This window comes from Chryseobacterium sp. HNCC26DJ238 (assembly GCF_057180465.1).
Window position 1 is genome coordinate 50,823 of the sequence record NZ_JBXUGI010000005.1, and the last position, 18,558, is coordinate 69,380.

Sequence of the window (18,558 nt, forward strand, 5' to 3'; positions counted from 1 at the left end):
AAGATGCTGAGAATTTTATATTTAGTAGAGTATTACACCGTAAAAAGACATTTTACATACTTGAATTATAATATCCGTTTTCAACACAGAAGCGGATAAGGTGCAGTTTTGTTTTAAGCCCGAGCTTTTCTGTAAGTCGGTTAATATAAGTGTCAATCGTTCTGGTACTCAGGTTCAGCTGTTCACCTATCTCTTTGTTACTGAAGCCTTCATAACAGAATTTCATCAGTTGTATTTCTGTAGAAGAGAGATCCTGCTGACTTTTTTTCTGTCTGTTCATGTACTCCTGAACGGCGAGCGGTTGCTGTTTCCAGTTTTCGGAATAAGCCTTATAATCAAACTCCTGTGATGTAATCTGTCCTTTGATAAGGTCTTTGATGATATTGCTGTTTTTCTGGCAGTAATAGATATTTGGTATTTTTTCTAAAATATCGGCCATGTCTTCCTGGTACGTCCCTGAATAGGTGATAATAGGAGTTTCTTCGTTGTTTTTCCGGATAAACTTGATGGCTTCCAGACCACTCAGTACTGGCATAAAAAGCTCTATGATAAAAACATCTTCCTGTCTTCTGTAGATTCTGTTGATAAGCTCATGGCCGTTGTTGCAGTCATTAAGCAGCATGTTAAAAGGATTTTCCAACAGTGTTTTGACCATTATTTTTTTAAAATAAAAATCGCTGTCGGCAATTGAAAACCGAACCGTGTTGGTTAATAGTTTACTCATTTTATTTTTGATGATTTGGTGATAATAAAATAAAATTCTGATGACTAAAGTATGAAAATCTTTCGGATTGTGAAATTAAACTTAATATTAAATAATTGAAAATATGTTGTAAACTTTATATTTAATTTTGTTTATGTATTTATTTTATTTATTTTCACATTCCAAATCAAATCACAAGTATGTCTATAATCAGAGATAAAAAATTAAACAAATCCGATGTCAGGGTAGGTATTTGGAAATTTATCCTGTCCTTCGCTGTTTTATCATTAATATCTTTCTGTACCGTTTTTTTCTTTTTTAAAAGTTACCATACCCAGCGGCTGGGCATGGAAGATGAGGCTGAGCTGTATGATCAGCTTTTAGGCCGCAGTAAAGTACTGAACATTAAAGTTGACAGTATTCATCAGCTTCTGACTCTGCTGGACATTAATAAAGTAAAGAATGATAATATGCTGAGAACTCAAATTACGGATGAAATTTATGATGCCCGAAGTTTCATGGGAGCTGACAGCGCCGGTAACTTGCGGCATTATGCGGTCCTGTTGAAAAATATTGAACCCATGCTTGATCTTAAAACTAAAATAATCGATGTTGCCAGTAATAAGGAGTCTCTCAGAGGTCAGCTTATGAGATGTCAGGGTAAGAATGAGGGAGTTATGAGGGATCTTAAAGTAGATCCCACAAGGAAATTTACCGGAAGAAGGAGAAGATAAGGTTATCAAAATACGAAGATTATGCAGGGACAAATTACATTATCAAAGAAGGAAAAGCGTTTTCAGTTTTTATATCTGATTCTCATGCTTTTAGCAGCCATGCTTTTTTTAGGGATCATTTTCCTTAATGGGTTTGAATCGCCCTTCAATTCATCAGATGTTCTTACCTTAAAAAGGTTGGAGCAAAAATCAAAGTTTGATACAGAGCAAAAGAATATTCAGGCAATCGTTGACAGTACTTTTATGAAAATTTCAAGCCTGGATGCTGAAAATTCTGAAGCCATGAAAATTCATGATATTGAAAAAAATACAGATTTTATCCTGTCAACAAAAAAGAGGTTTCCTACTCCGGATGAAAGAATTGAGGGGTATCCGTTGATAGGTGACTTCTATATCATGTACATGGAAGATAAAACCACTGTTAAAAATATGACAGAAGATGTTAAAAGACTTGAAGTAACCCTAAAAAACTGTGAAACAGGTTATAAAACCAATGAGCAGAGGCTGTTTGAGAAAAATATTGCACTAAAGTCAAGATAGCAGGACGAAAACACAAAAACACATCACAAAAATTAACTATGAACTATTTTCAGAAGAACAGGAAAAACATCATCATTGCGGTCGTCGCAACTTTGCTGTTAGCTGCCCTTATTGCTTTGTGGCTGCAAAAAAAAGTTATTCACTCCTCGGATGATATTGTAGGAGCAGTATATCCATTATCATTGACCGTAGGTGATACACTCCATTTCGAGGATAAAACACCATTCGCCAAACAGAGAAAATGGAACTTTGCAGACGGTGATGGTTCTGATAAGAAAAAGGGTTATCATTTTTTTACAAAACCCGGTTATTACAGTGTGACATTGATTATTGATGATAAGTATACCAAGACATATCCTATTGTGGTCTCATCAAGACGTGTTGAAAGAAAGGACAGCCTTACCAGAGCGACAATTATTGAAGCACCTACACAGGCGTATCAGTTTGAAAATGTTAATTTCAGAGCAATATCAGAAGGCAAGCTGTTTACATGGAAATTTGGTGAAAATACAGGAACCGGAATAGATTCAAAAGACAAGCTCACAACATATTCTTACAAGAAACCGGGAGATTATGTGGTGGAATTGCTTACAGATGTAGACAAAGACCCTATTTATCATAAAATAAGAATCATCGCAGAATACAATGAAGTAGAAGAGACGGTAGCGGCAGATGATTTTTATGAGCAGAAAGATAATGATTTCAAATACCGTCTTCAGCAAATAGCCAACGGTAACAGTTTCAATATGAATTATAATTATTTGCTGAGTAAATATTTATGTAATAATGAAAATACGATTGTTCAGGTAAGTGACAGTAAGATCAATAACTTTTATCTCTACTGTGCAGGACTGCAGTTTGATAAAAATAATGTGATTCAGACGGTTAAGCTTAACTATGACGAAGCCAGTTGTGTTACAAAAGTAGAAATCAACCAAAGCAAATAAATTATCGTTCCGGTTTTTTTCCGGGTTACCAAATCAACTATAAAGAAAATTAAGATGAAAAATAGATTTCCTCCAGCGGCTTACTATATAGGTTTATCGATATTGCTGACAGGCTGTCAGGTAAAATTACCGTCCAGAAAAACACCTGAGCCCAAACAGTATGGCCAGATTGATAAAACTCCTGTTGTCGACGGTTTTTCTAAAAAATCTGTTCCCTGGATTGCCATCTCAGACAGATCAAGAAATACGGCATATCTGGACAAAAGCGATGAAAAATCATACAAGGAAGTTAAATTTTTAGAGCCTCTTATGGTTCTCAAGAACAGGGACGGTATGGTAAAAGTAGCTGAGTATATCCCGGATGCCCTGATGAAAAAGGTTTCATCAAAATCTGTCAAAACTTACGGTTGGATTCCGGAATCTGACCTTCTTCTCTGGAACAGTTCTCTGAAAAGCGAAAAGACAGGGTTTCCTGTAAAGGTTGCAGTAGTTCCGAACAGCCCTGAAGTGATTAAGCATTCTGAAAGATATTATAAAAATGATTCGATCATTGTGTTTAACTCTCCCAGTCTTATTGAGGCTGCCGACGTAAAAATTCCCAACGGACAGATGGTTTACGTCTATAAAATGGCGGAAAATAACAAAAGATTTTTGGTAGGTAAAAAATCAACAGTTGATCTGGATAGTATCAGTACCGGTATTTATGGCTGGGTGAGTTCTGATGTGATTTCTCATTGGGGTGAACGTTCAGCCGTAAAAATGAAAAATCCAACCGGTATCAAAGAAACTGCATACGGAATTCACGAAGGTTCACCGGGGGGAACCGATGCAGATAAAAGGACTGCAATTTTTCTTACTGATGTTGATAAAAGGACACCGCTTGAAAATATTTTCCCTGTTAATTTGTCTCTGAACGATACGATTTCGGGAGATGTAAAGACAAAATATTTCACCAACGTTTTAGATTACAGTAAGAATTATGTTTCCAATGTTTTAGGGGATGAGATTTACTTTGACCGTTACAGAGAGATTATTGAAAAAAACAGGAAAGCAAATATTGTTTTTGTTTTGGATGTGAGTGCTTCCAATGCTCCTTATACCCCTATAGTAAAGTCACTGTTGCAGGATCTCCAGTTGAGATTTGAAACGCCGTCTTATTTTAATTCAGTTAAATATGGAGTAGTACTTTATAAAAATAATCCATGTGGAGAAAATGTGATGCCGTCACCATTAAGTAAAGATTACAGCAAAATAACTGAATTTATCGATGTAAAGATTAATGAAATGAACTGTCAGAGTACAGGAGGAAATCAACCTGTCAATGAAGGGTTGACTGCTGCCGGAAATTTACTTTCTGAAGTTCCGGATGAAACCAATATTGTGATCACCATAGGTACTTCTGCCAACGGCAGCGGAAATATGTATGGAGTGATCAATTCACTGACCCAGGCGCAGGCAAAACTGATCATGTTCCAGACAAATGCCCGTTCTTCAGATACGTATAATGATTTTGTTCTGACGGCTGAAAATATCGTGACCAATACGGCTAAAAACGTTGCCGAACTCAAAAAGCAGAAAATAATCAATCAGAGCGATGTTTTGAATAAGAACAATTTTAATCTTATCGAAGGTGATGAAGGGTTCTATTCTCTGGATTTCCCAAAACAGAGTATGGCTCCGGGCTTTGTTATTTTTCCAAAAAAAGGTGATATAGGAACTCCCGGGTTTCTGAAAAAAGCGGTAGACAGCCTGATCGTTCAGTTAACGGAAGACAACATGAAGATTGATCAGTCACTCAACGAAAAATTTCACAGTTCAGTTGGAGCCGGAAGAACCGAAGTTGATTTCAAATATAAATATATGTATCCGGGAGTAACAAATCCTGTTCCTTACGGTATTGCAGCACAGTTAATCAATTATGGAAATCCATTTTTGGTGAAAGGATATATTCCTAAAGAATTACTGGATTTCAAACCGGGAATGGAAAAAGGAATCTTGATTTCTGAAGCAGAATTTGATCAGCTTAAAGCATTTTATTCTGAAGTATACGAAAATACGGGTGCTGCCAGAACTGATTTTAAACAGTCAAGAGCATTGAAAGAATATGTGAAACTTCTCAAAAAATATAACCCGACCCTGAAATTTTTAGATAAAAGCGAGCTTTATGAGCAGCCTATGTCCTATGCGGTAGGAATCAGTACAGGTTTTAATAATTCTGATGAAGAAAAGATGTCTAAGTTTAAATTGAAAGGCTGGAAAAAATCAAAGATTATTACCAATGAAGAAGCTAAGTCTTATTTTAAATCTTACAAAGTACTAGCGGAAAGAATGCTTACCCACAGGAAAAATCCGGCAGTAAAGATTGAGCAGAACGGACAGGAATTTTACTGGCTAAATGAATATTTCATGCCATCTGCATTACCTGTAGAAGAGCCGGAATATACTCAACATTAATTACTTATAACATAAAAAAATGGAAAATATATTTTCCATTTTTTTTATGTTAAGTAACTTTTCGTTATCTTTGAGTACCAAACATCACAAATATGTCAGAGCAATCATCATCTCATGACGGCAAGCATTTCGTCGTACAGAAAGGGAAGTGCCAGTGTAATCAGGGTGATCAGTTCCCACAGCTTAAAGTGACCGTTCATCAAAAACATTATTGGAATGATGCAGCGGGCAGCGCAGATTATCTTGCCGTGACAGAAGATGATCTTCAGTTCAACCCTCCGGGCCCGAGTTTCGGGAAATGCAAGCTTAAACCAAGCTCCGGCGGATACCTTCCCTGTTCCTATGCTCCAGCCGGAAAATGGCAGAAAACCTATGATAAAGTTTTGGTCATGGGTAAAAAAGCGGTGACGGAAGTTTCTGAATTGCAATGTACTGTCGGAGGTAAAATTACCATCAAAGATCATGGTCAGCGTGGTGAAATGAGTAAACAGAATGTAAAAAATGCCGATGAGAAAATCATCAGGCATATGAATCCTCTTGTGGATGTGAATGACTTTAAAGAAACAGTTTTTGAAAGCGAATTAGACGCATATTAAATTAAAAATTTCTGCAATGTCAAAAAGAGGAGTTTCAAGAATATCCGGAAATTCTTCTCCAAAAGTAGGAGAGGAAACCACATACAGTATTACAGACTGGTATCCTGCGACACCGCAATCACAGCGGAATCCTGCGGGAGTAACCTGGGAACTGTTTAAAAAACGTACCAACGGAAGGTTTACTACGACCAATATTAAGAAAACAGGTTCAGGGACTTTCACATTCGGTGAGGTAGCTCAAAAAAACACTTACCGCCTGGAGGCTTATCTTTATGAATCCGAGGGAGACGGACCGTCATCCATTGAAATTTCGCCTCAACCTGTAGAAGTTCCGAAAATTAATAAAGTTGAACTTCAATATGTCGATGATTCACCGGGAACAGTATTCAGTTTTACAGAAAAGATGCGTGCCAGAGCACAGTGCGTGAACCTGACAGGTCAAAAACTGAAATTTTCTCTTTGGGAGGATGATGCATCAGGCAATGGTCATGATGCCGGAAATCTTTTAATTGAGACAAAAGAAGCAACCGTTGATTCAGGTGGAGTTGCCGTAGCGGAATTTATGTTAACCCGGGCATTGATGCAAAAAGCGATGCAGGGAGAAACGAATCCTCAGCAGCTTGAATTTTATGTCACAGTGGAATATTTTCAGGACAGAAAACATGCGACTGAAAATGTGAATGTAAACAATCCTCTGCGTACGCCTGTCCCGAATTCCCAACCGAGACCACAGCAACCTGTGGCTAACCCTGCTCCTGCTCAGCGTGCACCCGCTCCATCGGGAAATGCACCTGCCAGAGCAGCAAATTCGCCTGCAGCTGAAAAGCCTCAGTCACAAAAAGAGGAAAAAGGTATTGTTGATAATGTCAGAGATTATGTGAAAGAGCTTTGGGACTGGGCAGAATCCAAGGGGACGATTACTCCTGCACAGGCTCCCGCACAGCAGCCTGCAGGCGGCAGAACCGTAAGTGTTGTCCAGGATTCAGGAGTTGAAGATCTTTTAGATGCCTATTTCGCTAAAAAAGAATATGTAAAAAAAACGGGAGAAGCAGCAGGAACGTTCGAATATACCGTGGGAAGCAACGGAAACAAAACCTCGACAGATGCTGAAAAGGCCAGAGTTGCACAAATTATTCTGGATAAACCCGGAGTAAAAGCTTTGAGTGATAAAAAAGAGTATACTACTTTAGACGCCATCAAGCAGGGGCTGACTAAAGATGTTTATAACAGAGGTGATAAAGTGACGATCCAGACTTTTAAACTGGGCGTAGAATTCACAAAAATAAACAGTGCTCCACTGGATACAAAAATGTACCTGGTAGCAAAAACATCAGGTCTCAACGGCAAGCAGGCGACCATTATCATCAAAGAAAAAGACGGGCTTATAAAAGGTTCCCCGAATGCAGTACTTCAGGCATTGGAGATCACTGAAGCACAAATGGAACAGACGGCACCGGCCGGAGAAGTCCAGGGAACAGAAAAGACAGAATTTAAAGGTACTGTTGATTCCGGAATGGTGAAAATTCCAATCATCCTGAGACCCAAATCTGATGATGAACTGAAACAGTGGAAAGAAAAAATATCCAAAGGAAAAGAAGACGGTGAATACACCTATAAATTTGGAGGTCCGAATAATGTAACTGACGAAAATTCTAAAAAAACGGTAGCGGAAACAATTCTCAGAAATGCTAAAAATGGAAATGCGGCCAATCAAAAAATAGCAGCCGGTAAAAGTGCTTACGTTGACGATATCGTCAAGACACTTGAAATAAAAAGTTACCGGAAAGATGACACCATTACCTTTAAATTATATAAAAAAGAAAAAGAACTCTTATACCTTCAGGCAAAAGCCCAGGGACAGAAGCAACATGATAAAGAGTTTCTGAAAGCGGACGGAGCTTATTTTGTTGTAGGAAAAAATTGTTTCTGTAATCGGGATATTACCATCACAGAATTTGAATCTATCCTCAAAAAGCTGAGAGAATCAGAAGGGATATCCAATACAACCGGATTGTTTTATGCAGATAACTGTAACCTGGATGATAAAACCAATGCAAGCTTCTTAGCTAAAATAAATGAAAAATTCAAAGAATATGAGATCAATACCTGTATCCGGAAGATTCATTTTCTTGCCCAGGTTTATCATGAAAGTGCTAAATTCACGACTACATTAGAATTTGCCAATGGGGCAAAATATGATCCGGGGCGCCATGCAGATGCTTCTAAAAACGGGAACACTGCTGTAGGAGACGGAGAAAAATATAAGGGTAAAGGGCTTATGCAGCTTACCTGGAAGAATAATTACAAAAAATATAAAGCTTATTCGGGGGAAGATGTAGTTGCAAGCCCTCTCAGAGTAGCCACAGAACTTGATCTGGCAGTTGATTCGGCAGGCTGGTTCTGGACTCAGGGGAAAGTTTTGAATAGTGGTACAGAATGGACAGTGCCGGATACATCATACAGTCAGTATGATAAATCTGTAGGTAAAAAATTTCCGAAAGCGCAGGTTTCGACTCCTGACGGAACTGAAACGTATGCGAGCATCAATATGAACCTTCTTGCCGATAAAGATTATGTCGATACCATCAGCTGGTTGGTTAACGGTGGAGGAAACGGAAGACAGGAGAGAAGAGACTACCTGAAAGAAATTAAAAAAATATTCGGTTATCCTGAAGACTGTGCAAATACCACTGCAACTTCATCAGATGCAGCCATCATAAGACTTACAAGAAAATGGCAGACGGATAAATCGACCATTGGTGAGTTTACAATAGACGGTTCGACTGTTTCCGGATATATTCTGGAAGAAAAAGGGCCGGATACTACGGTTTCCGGAATGGAGCAGAGGGTACCGATCGGTACTTACAAACTGGAGTGGCATTCAGGTACTAAATTCGCTAAAGCTTTAAAACTCTCTAATGATGTTGTATCAGTCAGCAGGGCTATCTTAATTCATTCAGGAAATACTGCTGCCGATACTGAAGGCTGCCTGCTTCCCGGAGGAACCAAGTCAACCGATTCTGTGGGAGGAAGCAGGGATAAACTGAAAGAAATCTTTGACTACGTTGAAGAGAAAGGTATTGAGGGTGCGCAAATTATTATAACAGAAGCTTATGAATAAACTGCTGAGCATATTTTTTGCCGTTTTGATTTCCTGTAACAGTCCCTCACAGGAAAAGAATACTGCAAATAAGGAAACTGTAATACAGAATTCATTTTCAGAAAAAAATGAAAAGGAATTTTTAGAAAATTTCCCAAAAGACTTTGTTTCATTCAAGGGTACTTTTGGCTGGAATGATACCAGACAGGCTCCTGAAAAGTTGTATAAAAACTCTGAACAATATATAAAATACTGGTTTTCCCTTCTGGAAAAACCGCAGTACCGAAAATATGAAAAGGGAATTATTTCTATAGCAGAAAACGGGAAATGGGAAGCGGATGCCGTAAATTATTTTAAGAATCAGACGGTAGATTACATCAAGAAAAATGACAGGTACCAGATCATTAATGATCTTGATGGTCAAAAAGCTAAGCATGTTCTGTCTTTTCTTACCTCAGGTCCTGCTTTTAAGTATGATGAAGTTTTTGCCAGACATCTGAATGAAGAAAAGCAAAATATTATTGCTGAGATTTCAGGTGAAAATTTTTCTCCGGAAAAAAAAAGAAGTACATTCAGCACCTATGAAAATAATGATGATTTTTTTATTAAATCATTTGATGTCAATAATGACGGAGTTTCAGATCGTATGGTAAGCAGCAAAGCTTACAGAGGAAATGATTTTTTTGTTTTCCTGGGTGATAAAAAAGGAAATTACCAATTGGTTTTGGAGACCACGAATTTTTCAGAAGACGGAGGTCATATTATCAGTGATATCTCTAAACTTTCTCATGGTAAAGGTCTATCGATAAAAACTTCATTTCCTGACAGAGGATACGATGAAAAAGAGATGATCCTCGTACCGGAAAATAATTCATGGTTCTTAAAGAAAATTGTTTATAAAACAATGTTGGATCTTTCAGCAAATGCCGTGAAATATATTTGTGATGTTTCTCAGAATATAGATATTACTAAATCAGGATGGTCAGGAAAAATTAATCAGATTCCGGCGGAGAACGAGAGAAATAAGAAATGCAGGATAGAGAATATGAATGCTGACACTGCTGGATATTTCGTTCAGGATCCCGATGGTTACACCAATCTTAGAAAAGAAAAAAACACGTCATCACAGATCTTACAGAAAATAAATTCGGGGGAGCGTGTTCATGTAATCAATACATCAGGAGACTGGTTTTATATAAAAACAGATAAAGGAAATAAAGGGTTTGTCCATAAAACCAGAATAAAAAATTCAGAATCATAAAAACAAATAACACAAAAAGATAAAATACATTGATCATTCTTCATTTCATCCGTCACGGTGATACCCTGCAGAGTATTGCCGAGCAAATAAATCTGGAAAACCCTTTATATATTAAAGAATTTCACAACAGCAATTGTGCCGGACAGGATTATATTGTTGAACATCTTGTTGCCGGAAAAAAACTGTTTTTACCGGATCATTTTACTGTTCAGCAGTATAATTCGAGAAATGATGCTGTATTCAAAAGCGTTGAAAGAAATCCAAAAATTATTTTCAATCCTGAAAATGATAAAAGTGAATACCAGGTACATGTTACGGAATCATCTTTCAGTGACGGGATAAAAACTGAAAACTCATTTTCTTATCAATTTTCTTTGCAGTGGATAAAAAATGAATTCAGTCAGCATACTTTTATTTTGTCAAAGAATTATTTTTCAAATCAAAAAGAGACAAAGATTGGTGATCTTGCCATTGCCTGCATTCAGGCTGTCAGCCCGATTGAAATTTGTACGGACTCAAAAGGCGAAATTCTGACTGTTGCTCTCTTGAAAGAAACATTTGAACGATTTCCGGAAATTAAAGAAAAACTATTAGATCAGTTTCCAGATCAGTATGCCAGGATTTATATTGAAGAATTTGAGTATGTAGTTCATAATCAGGAATTGTTTCAGAAAAAAATGAAAGAAGACTGGCTGATCAAAACCTATTTTGCCAATATCAGGAATGATTTTAAAAATGGAAAATCTCACTTTAAAATGACTCTGGAAAATCAGTCAGGTGAGATAAATATTGAGCAGACCGCTGATGTTTCTAAAAATGCAGATGAGGTTATCCTGTATCAGAGTTCGCCTTCTGAAATAAGTAATTTTGCAGGAAAGTATATAGTTTCAAAAATAGACGGAACCATAAAAGAGCTGGAAATCAGTCATTCTTATACCCAATACAATGTATTGTATTCTACTGACTTTAAAATAAATAAGTTGATATAAAGTTATTCCTAATCACGGCAATGCCGGAAGACTTTACTCTTTAAGAGTAGCAATATTTAAAGTCTATCTCATAAAAGACCATCTGTTAACAGTTGTTAATCCTTCCTAAAAAAGTCTTAAATTTCTCCTTTTAAGGTGAAATTTATATAGTCTGATTGTTAGGGAACCCTTATCAACAAAGGGTTTTTCTATTATGTTGACTGAGGTCGTAATTCTACTACATGAAATCGTAGTTTTACTACAAAATCTCAGATAACTGCTGTTTAAGTTTTTATAACTCCTTTTTGGCTCTATCTTCGCTATAGATATAACATCAAATCACAAAATATTAACAGTTTAACATTTACAAAACATGGCAGACAATTCAAGAGGAATCTTAAAATTCAACGGAAGCGAAGGACAGAAATTATTAAAGCTTAATTACAGCGTATCAAGATCTACGGATGTTTCGGGACGTGTAGCTTCAGATCCTTCCAATGCGATTATCAAATTAACAATTGAAGCAACAGAAAAATCTGAAATCCTGGAAAGTTTGCTTAATGGTAAGTATAAACCGACTTCAGGAGAAATTACATTTAACAAATCTCATGAAGAAGGGACACTGATCACTTTAAACTGGGAAAACGGATATGTCATTCAACATGAAGTAGACTTTGATGCAGTAGATCAGAATTCGATGCTGATCAGCTTTATCGTAAGTGCAGAAAAAATTAATTATGGCGGAGCTGCCTACGAAGGTATCTGGCCTGGAAAATAATTTCATTACTTATAAAATGATCGATGTGTACAAATTTTTATTTGTACACATTTTTTTTATAATTTATTCTTAGGCAATCACACTTTGTTTTTCAAACTCTGTACCGCTAAAAAAAAATTGGAAGAAATTCAAATATTTAAACATATTCCACAGATCAGGATAGGTTCTATCCGATCCATAAAAATAGTAAACCCATCAGATCATCAGTTGTTACTGATGTAAAACATGATTTAAATAAAACAAAATATAATGCGTCAAGTTTTGTCGCATTACACTGATAGATTTGCAATATAATCTTAAGGACATGGAATTACCGTTTTATTTAAATTTTAGAGAATTCGAAAAAAATTATTACAATAATCTCGAGTTGTGGTTTGAAGAGTATTATAACACCAGTGAAATTGATTTTCTTAAAAGTTTTGCAGCACTGTACAAACCCTATTTAAGTTACAGTTTTTCCGGTGATATATTACAGGCCGATGCCTCAGTCCAGGTAAAAAACTGTTTTTTTTCGTCGCTTGAAAATTATGGAATCTCGTTTAATATCGATGATAACTCAAAAAATTCCAAGACACAGATCAGTCAGGTGTCAGAACCCAAAATCATTTCAATGATGGAATACGCCCAATGTATATTGGATAAAATCAATGCATATTTTCATAAACATCAGATGAGTATGAAAGAAAATGAGAGCATCCTTGATTATCTCAATCATTATGAAATCATTACACTGAAAGAAAAAAACGGATATTGCCTCGATTATGACCTTCATCAGAAAACGCTTCCTTTTTTAAAAGCTTATCTACCGCGTTTTGGAAATACAGTTGATATGTCTGTATATAGTGATTTTTACTTTTCCGTAGTGAAAATTGCCGATTTTATTGATTTTAAACTTAACGAAGTGGAAGCTTTTGAGAAAAGTATTTACAGCGAATTAAAATCTGAATCAATGATCAGGATCCATATGAGGAATCAAAACTTTCTTACTATTTGCAATTGATTTTCGGGAGCCTGATCCCGCTTTCCGCACTCGCTATTTTTCTTTTTAAGAAAAATGAGCTCAGGCAAATGCTTCAATCGGGGCTAAAGATAACAGGTTTTTAAGAGAAAAAAATGTAATCAGTGATACCACAATCCATAATCCAATATATTTGTTGAAATATTGATGTATTTCAACAAAGAGACCAGATCATAAGATCTGGTCTCTGTTTATTCCAATTCAGATGATTCTTCATCGAGTGAATTTATGAAACTTGATTTTAGGAGAAGAATTAATAAATTTTAAATTCTTTTAAGGCAGATTATCTAAATAGCTCTGATCGATGACTCCGGTAGGAGGCATCTCAACACCTGCTCTCCACATATGCCACTGACCTGCGCCATTGATACTGTTATCTCCTCCGTTATATACCCATAACATTTTTTTAGTTGGTTTAGTAGTAGGAAATACAGCATTTTCAGTCTCAGCAAAACCAATCGTTCCAATGTATGGACTTTTTACAAATTTATGAGGAGGCTGAGCAACGGTCCCTATTAAAGGAAGAACCAAAGTTTTTGCTTCGTGTTCCAATACCAGGATGCCATTCTGGGTCGTTTCCACAGCACCCATAATCACTCCTGTATTTTGCGTAGTTTCTTCTAAAGCGTTTGCTGTTGGTAATGCAACAGCTGATGGTAAAGGAGAAGTAAGAGATATTATACCTGTGGGATCCTGAACCGACGGAAAAGCATAAACTCTGATACTTCTCCCTGCACGGCTTACATACAGTGCTCCCGGTACTCTTACCGTATTATTTGCCGCTGCATTTTCGTTAGCTGAATCGATGATAGGGAGTATGATTCCCATATTTTCTGAACTGAAAGAAAGAAGTACCTTACTGTCTGTAGATACAGACTCAGGATTATTGTCACCAATGATAATCTGAGATTTTATGGTTCCGGTCAGCATAATGAGAATTGACAATACTATACTTTTCATATTATTAATTTTTAGATGTTCCTAATTGAGCCTTGATACTTTCTAATACATCATAAATAGATCTGTCACATCCTTTTGCAATGCAGTCCCATTGATCACCATCAAACAGCATAAGGCATTTTCTTTCAGTGTCATATGCAATTGCACCTTTTAATTCTGAATCTGTTCCCAGCACTTCTGCGGGATTTTTAACTCTTGTTACCACAAAAGGTTTTGTATTTGATGCAAGCACCATTACTCCATTATTGATATCCTTCCCATCAATATCTTTCTGAGGCCAGTTTTGAGCCTGAGATGTGAATGTTGAAATTCCAAACTTTGAGATTTTAGAAACGGCAGCATTGCTGTCATCTATTTTAAAGCAACCTACACTGCCGGTATAACAGTCAATCATAAAATCTTCTGCATTCAAATCTGCAATGTCAGCTGCAGTAGTACCATAAGTATTACCCGTACCTGCGGATATTTTAATTTGGAGATTATTACCGGTATAAGCTGAAGCATTGGTAAGCTGGAATTTGTTATTATCTATAACACCGGCGACATTATTTGCAGATGCCGCTTTGATCTCTGCATAAATATCCTGATCTCCACCACTGTTTTTATTCCCGTAAAAAATATTATTTCTTATATTTCCGATGGTGCTTCCTCTGGTTTGGATTACCGCCTGTCTTCCTGCGCCTGTTCCCTGTAGGGCATTATTGTAAGCGAAGATATTACCTTCAATATCATAATTTGCCCCTGTTCCGACAGCTCCTGTAGCAAATGAAATAGCACTTCCTCCTCCGGTATTGGTACTTACTTTGTTTTCATAGAAAAAATTATTTTTAATATGGTTTGTTGTAACAATTGTACCGGAATTGATTGCAGTTTCTATCGCGATTGCTCCTCCTGCTCCGACACCTGTGTTATTGGTAAAGTTCTGAATAAAATAATTGTCTTCAATCTGCAGCCCCCGAACGTTTGTTGCAAAAATAGCCCCTCCATAGTTTGTCCCGCGAATTCCCAGAAAAACATTATTTTTAATGATTGTATTTCCTGATGCTGTCAGATAAATCCCTCCGGTTGTGGAGTTTGCAGTTCCACATGAAAATACATTTCCGATGATATAAAAACGCGCCTGGCTTGTAGTACTGTTCCCTGCTGAGGTAGCATAAAACCCTGTGCCGTCTGTGGCATTACCTTCGCCAAAAAGATTGTTACTTAATAAGACTTTTACGTCACCATTGACCGTTGTGTATTCAAATGGTCCTGTAGCACCCATTGTATTTCTGTAAAATTTATTGTTATGAAACCAATGAGTAGCCTTACCGCTGTTACCGACTGCTATGCGGAAAAAGCCCGAGCTTCCTCTTGAATCATGAATTTTGCAGTCTTCTACCTTTAATTGGTAATAGCGTGTACCTGCCTCGTGATTAATGATGCTTCCCGGTGTTGCCGTAGTTCCTGTACTTTGAAAATAGATACCTTTAACAGTCAGTTTATTGTTGCTGAAATTATTATCAGTAGCAGTTATATTAATAAATCGTATTGTTGATGCTTTCGAAATTCTTGAAATATAAACCTCAGGATTGTAACCCGACAAATCAGTTCCCGTAGCATCTTTTGAAAAACCTCCCTGGATGACAACATTATTGCCAATATAAGAATAAGCAGAATTGATATGATAATAATCTCCCTCAGCTATATAGATGTGAACATTGTTCAGGCTGTTATTTAGAGCAGGTATACTTCCTAAGGGATCGTCCCAGGATGTCCCGTTACCGGTACCTCCCGATTTAACAAAATAATTGGTTTGTGCTGGTAGGGCAACTGAAAAGAAGGTAAGCAGGCAAAGTAGACCCAGCTTACAAAGTAAGTGTATTTCTTTATACATAATTTTTTTTTCATTTGATTTGTTTTAAATACTTCACTGAATACATTTATATATCATAAATGTATACTGATGTGAATGCTGTTTTATGTATTGCTGTAAGGAGGTCCCCTTTGCGAAGAAGAATATTTACAGACGTTACTGAAAAACCGGTAAGATCTGTAGATGATTTTCTTTTCTTTATCTGAGATGAGATAATGTATCTTAAGAAATATATTGCAAGGCAATATACATTTATATAAAAATGAAGCAGGAATTATTACAGCATGATGCTTTGAAGTATGGTTTACAAATAGATGTCTGCTTTTTCGGATGATAAGACTTGAAGAAAAAGAGTTATTGACAATTAAAGCGGGCTTGTCATATTGCTTTTTAAATTTCCTTTTCTGTCTGTAGATCGAGCTTACAGTTTTTTTTGATTGCTTTTTCTGTTTTTCTTTGGATGGAATATTTTTCTGGCTGACGTTGAAATGACCAACTATGACTGTTCCTGGTTTTATATAAACTTTTGTGGATCCGGATGAACAGTATTTAGAATTTTTATGATATGTTAAATTTTCTTTATTTTTTACTGCGTAGGATACTGTTCTGTAATTCTGAGCTGAAAAGTATGATGAATACAATACTAAATGAATGAGCAGTAAAAAACTGCGCATAAGATAAAATCTTAGTTTCATTGCATTGTCGTTTGTTTTCATCATGTGTTTCAGGTATTGACTAATGATAATAATCAGTAATATCCTGCTGCAAAGTAACGAAATTTAATTTTTTTTAAAAAAAAATAATAACCCTCAAAATCCCTCACTTATAATGATAAAGCCTAATTTTTCTAAAACGTGTTGAAGAAATACGAGAATCAATAAGTATTACTCAGTAGGAGCTATCTCTTTTTATTGGGAAGAGTATTGGATTTATTTCACAGATAGAAGCACCATCTGAAAAAGTAAAAGATAATTTAAACCATCTAAATTTAATTGCAATAGCATTAGGATGCTCAACCAAGGAATTTCTTCCTGATGAACCGGATCCGAGATAAGAAATATGATATTAAGGAAATTAAAAGTAAAAATTCCTGAGGAGAGTCGGGATTTTGGTTTTAAGAAAAGATGCAATCTAATTATATAAAATTAGGTAAAAACACTGAATTTTTATTTTTCAACTTTCTTTATTTTTAAGGGAAAATGAAGAAATAGCTAAATCGTCATTCTTTATCACTAAACATTTTGATGATTAGTGATAAACACAAAATGGTATATAAATTTAAATTTTTTGCGATTTACGGTATTAAGTAATTTGTTACTGATTATTATAATTATTTTTGATTTTATATATATGACTAAAATAAATATTAAATAAAAAAAATCATTATGAAAAGAAACTTTACAATTTTGTCCTTTTTAGTAATATTTCCTGGACTAATAAATGCTCAAGAAGTTATTAATAGTTACACCATGAGTTACTTCAATAAAAATTATGAAATTGAAGCAAGTAAGGGAAAGAGTGATGATTTTACTGTTTATATTCAAGTAAATGCCGAAAGATCAAGTACAAAAGCAAACTATTTGATTAAGAGTGGTAAACTCAATGACTTTAAAGAGGCTCTAATAGCTACAAAAGATAAATATGTAGAATGGTCAAAAGTTGCAAAAGAGAATAATGTAACTGATATGTCAAAAGAAATTGATGTTAAATTTCCCAATGTTGATATTGCTTGGCTCGGTTCGAAATGGTTTTTTTCTTTCGGGAAAAAACTGTCCCCCAAATTTTTGATTTTAAAAGATGGGCAACACGTTGTTACGTTCGTCAATAAAAGTACAGCTTCTTCAAATCAATATATTGATGAAACTACATATTGGGTATTTGCAGATGTTAAAGAATTTGATGAATTTATCCAAAAACTTGATTTTGATAAAATAAACGGAAAACTTGAAAAAAGCGAAAGCAAAGCAGAACTCTTTAAATAGATTGCCTTGCAAATCAAGGGGTTTAGCAAAGTGGGGCGAAACTGCAGACTTCAACGGCAGTTCTTCGATTAAACTTTTGTAAAGTATTGAAGATTTTTGCTTCAATTGTCCCACGACCACAGTGTTCCGAAATTTTTTCCACAAGTAAAACTTAAGTGCAATAACCAATCATAAAGAAATAGCATAACTAGTTTAACAAAGTTTTTTAATTTAGATTAATGTACTATGTAAATTTAAACGTTAGCAACAATATTACCAAACTCAAAATAAATTAAAATGACAATATCTGGAATAATTGTATGTTCTACTTGTGGACATAAAATAAAACTAAGACATCAAATTTGACTTTTTTATCCCGTGAAAGTTAATATCCCTATAATGAATATGGTGAAATTTTAAAGGGAGAAGTAACTAAAAATGGTGATAGAGCATTTGTTTTCCCAAATGAAAATGTAACGATGGATTTTAATGGCGCTGATCAAACGATACAATTAAAACATTTTAACATTCATCAATTATGCTAATTGCATTAAATGAAATCATTTTAAATTATTAAAAACTGATTTTTATGTAGCTGAGTTTGATGAAGATTTTCCAAAATTTATAACAAAAAACTAGCATAAATATAGAAGAAGTAAAAAAAATAAGAATAGAAATTGAAA

Annotated in this window: 15 protein-coding genes; 11 read left to right on the forward strand and 4 right to left on the reverse strand. The window is 35.6% G+C overall.

The genetic code is table 11. The annotated features are described in order from the left end of the window. Window positions 1–52: 52 nt before the first annotated feature. Window positions 53–724 (reverse strand): response regulator transcription factor, encoded by a 672-nt coding sequence (locus AC2A07_RS06015; RefSeq protein WP_314494278.1) that lies wholly within the window; start codon window positions 722–724, stop codon window positions 53–55. Between the two features lie 179 nt (window positions 725–903). Here AC2A07_RS06015 and tssO (AC2A07_RS06020) point away from each other — a divergent pair, with 179 nt between their 5' ends. The 10 genes from tssO (AC2A07_RS06020) (at window position 904) to AC2A07_RS06065 (ending at window position 13,081) form a co-directional block, all read left to right on the forward strand. Next, on the forward strand, window positions 904–1,437 hold the full coding sequence (tssO, locus tag AC2A07_RS06020; protein ID WP_314494276.1) for a type VI secretion system TssO: 534 nt from the start codon (window positions 904–906) through the stop codon (window positions 1,435–1,437). A 21-nt stretch (window positions 1,438–1,458) separates the two neighbouring features. Beyond that, window positions 1,459–1,977, forward strand: coding sequence for a type VI secretion system TssO (tssO, locus tag AC2A07_RS06025; RefSeq protein ID WP_314494274.1), 519 nt, complete (start codon window positions 1,459–1,461; stop codon window positions 1,975–1,977). Window positions 1,978–2,015: 38 nt separating this feature from the next. After that, complete coding sequence (locus AC2A07_RS06030) at window positions 2,016–2,924, forward strand: PKD domain-containing protein (RefSeq protein ID WP_314494272.1); 909 nt, start codon at window positions 2,016–2,018, stop codon at window positions 2,922–2,924. Between the two features lie 54 nt (window positions 2,925–2,978). Continuing rightward, window positions 2,979–5,378, forward strand: a complete 2,400-nt coding sequence (gene tssR / locus AC2A07_RS06035) for a type VI secretion system protein TssR domain-containing protein (RefSeq protein ID WP_484049672.1) — start codon at window positions 2,979–2,981, stop codon at window positions 5,376–5,378. 92 nt (window positions 5,379–5,470) lie between these two features. Further along, on the forward strand, window positions 5,471–5,974 hold the full coding sequence (locus AC2A07_RS06040; RefSeq protein ID WP_314494267.1) for a PAAR-like protein: 504 nt from the start codon (window positions 5,471–5,473) through the stop codon (window positions 5,972–5,974). A 16-nt stretch (window positions 5,975–5,990) separates the two neighbouring features. Then, complete coding sequence (locus AC2A07_RS06045; RefSeq protein WP_484049673.1) at window positions 5,991–9,095, forward strand: DUF5675 family protein; 3,105 nt, start codon at window positions 5,991–5,993, stop codon at window positions 9,093–9,095. Further along, window positions 9,088–10,335 carry an SH3 domain-containing protein gene (locus AC2A07_RS06050; RefSeq protein WP_484049674.1) on the forward strand — a complete coding sequence of 416 codons (1,248 nt, stop codon included), beginning with the start codon at window positions 9,088–9,090 and terminating at the stop codon, window positions 10,333–10,335. Before AC2A07_RS06045 ends, AC2A07_RS06050 begins: the two co-directional genes overlap by 8 nt. 29 nt (window positions 10,336–10,364) lie before the next feature. Further along, window positions 10,365–11,324 (forward strand): hypothetical protein, encoded by a 960-nt coding sequence (locus tag AC2A07_RS06055; protein WP_484049675.1) that lies wholly within the window; start codon window positions 10,365–10,367, stop codon window positions 11,322–11,324. Between the two features lie 352 nt (window positions 11,325–11,676). Next, a complete protein-coding gene (gene tssD / locus AC2A07_RS06060) occupies window positions 11,677–12,081 on the forward strand; it encodes a type VI secretion system tube protein TssD (protein WP_314494259.1) in 405 nt (134 codons plus the stop codon). Window positions 12,082–12,385: 304 nt separating this feature from the next. Further along, window positions 12,386–13,081 carry a hypothetical protein gene (locus AC2A07_RS06065; protein ID WP_484049676.1) on the forward strand — a complete coding sequence of 232 codons (696 nt, stop codon included), beginning with the start codon at window positions 12,386–12,388 and terminating at the stop codon, window positions 13,079–13,081. Between the two features lie 291 nt (window positions 13,082–13,372). Here AC2A07_RS06065 and AC2A07_RS06070 read toward each other — a convergent pair whose 3' ends face one another. From AC2A07_RS06070 to AC2A07_RS06080, 3 genes are all read right to left on the reverse strand, one after another. Further along, window positions 13,373–14,059 carry a hypothetical protein gene (locus tag AC2A07_RS06070; RefSeq protein ID WP_484049677.1) on the reverse strand — a complete coding sequence of 229 codons (687 nt, stop codon included), beginning with the start codon at window positions 14,057–14,059 and terminating at the stop codon, window positions 13,373–13,375. Window positions 14,060–14,063: 4 nt separating this feature from the next. Next, complete coding sequence (locus tag AC2A07_RS06075) at window positions 14,064–15,935, reverse strand: autotransporter outer membrane beta-barrel domain-containing protein (protein WP_484049678.1); 1,872 nt, start codon at window positions 15,933–15,935, stop codon at window positions 14,064–14,066. Between the two features lie 83 nt (window positions 15,936–16,018). Next, window positions 16,019–16,633 (reverse strand): hypothetical protein, encoded by a 615-nt coding sequence (locus AC2A07_RS06080; protein WP_484049679.1) that lies wholly within the window; start codon window positions 16,631–16,633, stop codon window positions 16,019–16,021. 666 nt (window positions 16,634–17,299) lie between these two features. On the opposite strand from AC2A07_RS06080, the gene AC2A07_RS06085 reads away from it, so the two are divergent. Next, a complete protein-coding gene (locus AC2A07_RS06085) occupies window positions 17,300–17,896 on the forward strand; it encodes a hypothetical protein (RefSeq protein WP_484049680.1) in 597 nt (198 codons plus the stop codon). Window positions 17,897–18,558 lie beyond the last annotated feature (662 nt).